The following is a 6,513-nucleotide window of genomic DNA, read 5'->3' as shown; positions in this document are numbered from 1 at the left end:
CATTAGAAGCTCTGACGTTACCGACCAACTTGATATACGGGCACATGAAGGTAGCCTTTCCGATAAAGAACCTCAAATCAATCTGGAGTCACTGCGTGATCAAAATCAACCCCATGCTCTGGCCTCAGGTGATATCGACAGAGCTCAGCTTGTAAATGCCGGGTTCGTCCTTAGCGGAGCTTCCGAAAATGAAGCCGGGGGCTCCTTACTGCGTCAGGTTGAGCAACATCTCAATGAAAAACAAAGCAAGAAGAGTGATGAACAAAGCGTTTCGAATGAGATAAAAGGCGAATCATCACCGTCGACTGATGAAAAGCTTTTGGCAAGCAGAACTGCAGATACTGACCATGGTGATGCAACCATAGGAAGCTCAGGCTCGCACATAGATAGTTTGGTACCAAAGCCCACTGATGACTCCTTACCACTGATTTAACGGCACAACTGACAATCGTTGCAGACGTTGATCGCAGATAAGAACAGTTCCCACACTCAAACTTTGGAGAATAAATGGCAGATCAGAACAGCAATGTGGTCACTGATCGATGGGATACGGGATCTCCGGAGCCGACACACTTTGATGCCTTGCTCGACAGTTTGGTTATCGTGACCAAGTTATATGATAGACCAAGTACGGTGACTGCCTTGAGCGCTGGCTTGCCTTTGATTGAGAATAAGCTCACCCCCGCCCTGCTGCCACGGGCGGCAGAGCGGGCCAGTTTATCTGCGCGCTTATTAAATCGCGAACTCGATGCAATACTTCCCGAAGTCTTGCCTGCTATTTTGTTGCTTCATAATGGCAATGCCTGTGTGCTGACCAAGCTCGACATTACAGCGAATAAGGCCACAATTATTCGCCCGGAAGCTGGCTTTGGTATGTCTGAAATGGACCTTGATGATCTGCGTGTGTTGTACACCGGCTTCAGTTTTTTCATTAAACGTGATTACAAGTTTGATAAAGACCGTCGTCTGATGACCGGTGAAGCAGGCAAGCATTGGTTTTGGGACACCTTGCGATTGTCTTTCCCAATTTATCGTGATGTGCTCATTGCTTCTGTTGTTATTAATTTATTTGTACTCTCTACCCCCTTTTATGTCCGAAATATTTATGATCGGGTCGTCCCTAACTCAGCCTTTGATACCTTATGGGCATTTTCAATTGGGATAGCCATTATTTTTTCCTTCGATCTTTTGCTTAAATTGATCCGAACCTTTTTCCTGGATGTTGCGGGAAGGAAGTCGGACGTCATTCTTTCTTCCAGGATTTTTGCTCATGTTCAGGCTTTGAAATTAGAACACCGACCCAGATCAGTGGGTTCATTTGCTAAAAGGGTGAGCGAATTTGAGAGTATTCGAGATTTTATCACTTCTGCAACACTGACTACATTGGTTGATATACCTTTTGTAATTATTTTCCTGATCGCCATTTATATATTCAGTGGCTACCTCGCTATTGTTCCGGTGGTTTCAATTTTTATTATTTTAGTCATCACTCTGTTGATCCGCCGACCTGTTGATGAGGCTATCTCCCATAGCTATGGTGCATCCGCGCTAAAGAATGGTTTGCTGATTGAGACTCTTAATGGCCTGGAAACTGTTAAAAGTAACCGAATGGAGGGGTTAAATCAGCGAAAGTGGGAACAGAATGTTGGCGAAGCTTCACACTGGAGCAACCGTTCCCGGCTTTATTCAACGTTTGGTACAAGCACGTCTGGCTTTATCCAGCAAATGACGACAGTTGCCTTACTTATTGTGGGTGTCTATGAAATTGCGAACCATGACCTGACCATGGGCGGGTTGATTGCAGTAAGCATGTTAACAGGGCGTGTAATTTCTCCAATGACGCAGGTAGCAGGCTTAATCGCACGATGGGGACAAACCAAAGAAGCGTACAACGGCATTGCCGGTATTATGGCAATGCCTGTCGAGCGCGAAGATGAAAAACAGTACCTTCAGTGTGACCTTACTGAGGGCCATTTTCAGCTTGAAAATGTTTCGTTAACGTTTCCTGAGCATACCGTTCCTGTGATCAAATCGGTGTCAATAAATATTCCCGCAGGAAGTCGATTGGCGGTAATCGGTCGTATTGGCTGTGGAAAAACCACTCTGCTCAGGCTTTTAATGGGACTTTATACGCCTACCGAAGGTGTCATTAAGCTTGATGGTATCGATATTCGTCAGCTTGATCCAAGTGACCTGCGCAAAATGACAGGCTGTGTTGAGCAGCAACCTACCCTATTCTCTGGAACGATTCGTGACAACATCGCCACGGGTACACCCTACGCTACCGACGCACAGATTCTTAAAGCCGCTGAGATGGCGGGCGTCGTCGAATTTACAGCAACTCACCCGGAGGGCTTGAACCGGGAGTGCGGTGAGCAAGGCAGAATGCTTTCCGGAGGACAACGACAGTGCGTGGCTCTCGCTCGCGCTTTGCTCCGAGATCCAAAAATTCTGATCTTTGACGAGCCAACCAGCGCACTTGATCAAGACTCGGAAAGGAAACTTATACAGCGCCTTAACCGGCTGGCACCTGATAAAACCATCATTGTTTTTACACAACGGCTTGCCATATTGAGTTTACTCGATTCCATCGCAGTTATGGATGATGGCGAGATACTGATGAAAGGCACGAAACAAGAAATTCTTGATCAGCTTGCGGGTGAGCCTCCCGGCCAGAAGAGAGCTGTATGAGTTTATCAAGGCTAAAAGGCAAATCATTCACTCAAGCCGATCTCGATTTTATTACGGACGCCTCCCAAGGCGAGTTAATGCGGACACCGTCTGCAGCCAGAGTGACGCTCTGGATATTATTTGCCATGGTGTTGTTTTTGCTCCTTTGGGCCTATTTCGCCAACATCAATGAGATCGTTCGCGGCCAGGGTAAAGCGATCCCGATTAGCCGTACACAAGTCATTCAAAACCTCGAAGGCGGTACAATTAAAGCAATCCACGTGCGTGAAGGACAGTCTGTTATGCAGGGGGAGTTGCTCATGGAGCTTGATCCAACGGTAGCGAGTGGTTCATTGACACAATCGGTCGTGGAGACTTCATCGTTGCTTGCAGAAGAAACGCGCCTTGCGGCAGAAGTCGCAGGCACTCGCCCTGAATTCGCCTCTGAACAAGTTGCCACCCACAACACTTTTATCGACACGCAGTTAAAGCTTTATAAAGTGAGACAGGATGAGCTTCATATGCAGCTAGATAATATCTATCTGAAAGCAAGTAAGGCTCGCCAGGAACTTGTCTCAGCTCAACAGCAGGCGGAAGACCAGCAGCACCAGGTTGATTTGATCCGGCAGCAGCTCAAAATGAACGAGCCCTTACTCAAAATGGGGGCAGTATCTGAGTCTGTTGTGATTGATATTAAACAACGACTCAGTCAAGCACAATCAGAGGTTAATAAAACAAACAATCAGATCCCAAAGCTGAAAGCAGAGATTCAGCGTCTCAAGAAAGAAGAAGGCAGTACTTTGTCAGGCTTCCGGGCAGAAGCGCAGGAACAGCTATCTGAAGTACGAACGCGTCTTGGTATTGCCCGTGGTAAAAAAACCGTCAATGAGGCAAGCGTTCAAAACACCGAACTGCATTCGCCGGTTGATGGGGTGATTCAAAAATTGTATGTCACAACGATTGGCGGTGTCGCAAAGCCAGGGGCTGAGCTTATTGATATTGTGCCAGTGGATGATGAGCTAATGGTTGAGGTCAAGGTAAAACCGAAAGATATTGGTTTTGTGCAGCATGGCCAGCATGCAAAAGTGAAAATTTCGGCGTTTGATTTTGCGGTTTATGGTGGTCTCGATGGCAGAGTACAGACCATTTCCGCTGACTCCATTACTGACCAGCGTGGCAATAGTTATTACATAGTCAAAGTCAGAGTCGAAAAAGCATACTTTGGAGAGGGTAACAGCCACCTGAATATCATTCCTGGCATGCAAGCAACTGTCGACATTAGCGTAGCAGAACGCAGCGTATTGCAGTACATCATGAAGCCACTATTGAGAGCTTTACAGTGATGACCATCTAACGCAGTGGCGATTATATGTTTATATTCGGAGCTGATAACAATGAAGCCAACATTACGCACCACGCTTATCGTTCTTGGTATGTTCTGGTGGAACAACACTTGTGCACAAAGCCTGGAGCAAACGGTTAATGATGCCATACAGACCAATCCGGATATGGCTGCAACGTTACAGGCTTACTACGCATCGCAGGCTGAACTTGACATTGCCGAGGGCAGGTTCCTGCCAAGTATTGATTTGAGTGCTGATGGTGGGCGGGAAGATCTGGACCGGGCTAATGTTGGAGAAACCGATCAAACTCGCAAGCAGGCCAGACTGAAATTCTCACTCCCGCTGTTTCGTGGCTTTGCCAATACCAGTGAATACTCGCGCGCTGACTTCAACATGCGGGCTCATTATTATCAGACACTGGCACAGGCTGAATCACTCGCTTTACAGGTGGCGCAAGCCTATACCAATGTAATGAATGCTCAAGAGGTGCTGCGTTTGTCGCAAGAAAACCTGAAGCAACATCTCGAAACTTACGATATGGTGGCTGCACGCAAGCGACAGGGCATATCCGATAAATCCGACCTTACACAAATTAAAGGTCGCATTGCCAGAGTCAGAGCTAATTTACTTGCAGCCCACAACAACCTGTCCGATGCAGAAACCTTATACAAGCAGCTCACTGGTAACCAACCTGGCAACTTTATCCGTCCAGAGGTTAATCAGTCTTACTTACCTGAAAGCCATGATCGAGCCGTTGAATTAGCACTTCAGAATAATCAGCTGCTCATCGCCAGCAAACTTGATGTGAATGCTTCAGCAGCCAATGTCAAGGGGGTTCGTTCTGAAAACTATCCCAGCTTTGACTTAGTCGCAGATCGTAGTTGGAAAGATAATGTGTCTGGTTTTGATGGTCGGGAAGACGAATGGCGAATGCTTGTAGAAATGAACTGGAACCTCTACTCCGGGGGACAAAGCAGCTCTCGTTATCGTCGTGCTCTTTACCGGGAGGAAGCCTCTCGGATGCTTTCGAATAGGGTTTATCGAGAGGTGCAGGCCAATGCGCAGTCATCGTGGGACGCTTTCGAAACACTGAAGCAATCACGCGTCCATTTGCGTGATTATGTTGAGCAATCTAAAGAGAGTGTGAAGTTATATCTGGCGCAGTTTAAGGCTGGTCAGCGCACTTTATTGGATTTACTTGATACTCAGAACGAGCTGTTTGAAGCACGCAAGCGATACCTCGCTGCTGATTATCATTACATTTATGCCCAATACCGTGTCCTTGCGAGCATAAGCAATATCCTGAGCGCGATGCGAATCAATACTATGCTGCCACTTTTGCAAAAAGGGCCACGAAAGACAATTCCACAAGTAGATGAAACGTGAAGGAACTTGTTATTGCCAGGCTGAGGCCCGGCATCCTTTTCTGGATTAAGCGAGAGCGGCTGCCAGGCATGCTGCCTGATGGCCAGTAGGCCCAGTGTCACCAGAGATTCTGTGAGAGTGGAGGTTTGTTCTGGCAGACGGTAGGCAGCCACTTCCCTTGGATCCGCAAAAGGCTACCGGGCTGAAGTCAGGCAATCACCCGCTTCTTCAGGTTTCATCGGATTATCCTTTTATTATCACTGGCTCAGAACCTGTGGCCGACCCGCATACCCTTTGTCAGCCTATAGACACTCCTGAGAACAGAACCTGGCAATGCTCTGGCCTGGAGTCCATCACCAGCGTGGCGCTCGACACCGGAGAGCCTCTTTACCTGAAAACCGATCCTCACCAGAGTATTGTCCTGCACTACAACCATGGATCCGAGCTGTTATTTCCGGAATACAACCTCTCCGATTACCGAACTTTTTTTAAAAAGCAGCAAGCTGAAAGAGAACGAATTCTTAAAATTACTATCAAAAAAATGCCCACAAACAGGCTGAAGATAAAGATCGCCGGAGAAGTAATAGACGACGACAGTTCCCGAAGGATGCACATTGCAAAAACCGAGGGAATCTCCGTCAGGGAGCAAAAAGACATTGAGGAGGAATATAAACGACGCCGTGAATATGCTCACACCCAGTCAGACCGCTCTGTTATGGAACAACTTCATCTTATTAATACTGACTTGTGCCTGGCAACCACCATGGAAGCCTGCCGGGAGGTTCTGTCCAAAATAGTCACCAGCGTAACGACCAGATCAGGCACAACCTATGCAAACACCAACCCCCCATCGCAGAAGAAAACACAAGGCGCTCCGAAAGGACGCAAACGCAAACGCTCCGGTGAAGGTCGGTCTGTTATCGCAGAAGCTGACAGCACAACTCAGGATCCGGAACCACCTGCTAAAATACAAAAGCTCCAACAAGTCGGCTCTGAACCTGAATTGACAAAAGACGACCCTCAACAGCTGTTAAACCATTATCTTGAGGGATTCCATATTATGCACACTCCCAAAGATAACTTTTGCTGGCTACATGCCATCCATTTATCCGGAGGTCGAAGCGTCTCCTCACTG

General features: G+C 47.4%; 5 protein-coding genes. All 5 read left to right on the top strand.

The features are described 5' to 3' along the window. A partial coding sequence (locus KDK17_RS08310; RefSeq protein WP_257287835.1) for a hypothetical protein occupies nucleotides 1-433 on the top strand: 433 nt, incomplete at its 5' end. A gap of 74 nt (nucleotides 434-507) precedes the next feature. Next, a complete protein-coding gene (locus KDK17_RS08305) occupies nucleotides 508-2,691 on the top strand; it encodes a type I secretion system permease/ATPase (protein WP_257287834.1) in 2,184 nt (727 codons plus the stop codon). Then, nucleotides 2,688-4,013: an HlyD family type I secretion periplasmic adaptor subunit gene (locus tag KDK17_RS08300; RefSeq protein ID WP_257287833.1), complete on the top strand. Its 1,326-nt coding sequence runs from the start codon at nucleotides 2,688-2,690 to the stop codon at nucleotides 4,011-4,013. Before KDK17_RS08305 ends, KDK17_RS08300 begins: the two co-directional genes overlap by 4 nt. Before the next feature lie 51 nt (nucleotides 4,014-4,064). Continuing rightward, nucleotides 4,065-5,399 carry a TolC family outer membrane protein gene (locus KDK17_RS08295; RefSeq protein ID WP_257280887.1) on the top strand — a complete coding sequence of 445 codons (1,335 nt, stop codon included), beginning with the start codon at nucleotides 4,065-4,067 and terminating at the stop codon, nucleotides 5,397-5,399. A 157-nt stretch (nucleotides 5,400-5,556) separates the two neighbouring features. Next, nucleotides 5,557-6,513, top strand: a 957-nt coding sequence (locus tag KDK17_RS08290) for a hypothetical protein (RefSeq protein WP_257287832.1), incomplete at its 3' end; no start/stop codon positions are given.

It is taken from the genome of Endozoicomonas sp. SESOKO2, assembly GCF_024606245.1.
GTDB lineage: Bacteria > Pseudomonadota > Gammaproteobacteria > Pseudomonadales > Endozoicomonadaceae > Endozoicomonas_A.
The sequence above is the reverse complement of the archived record's forward strand: the minus strand, read 5'-3'. Positions and strand labels throughout refer to the sequence as shown.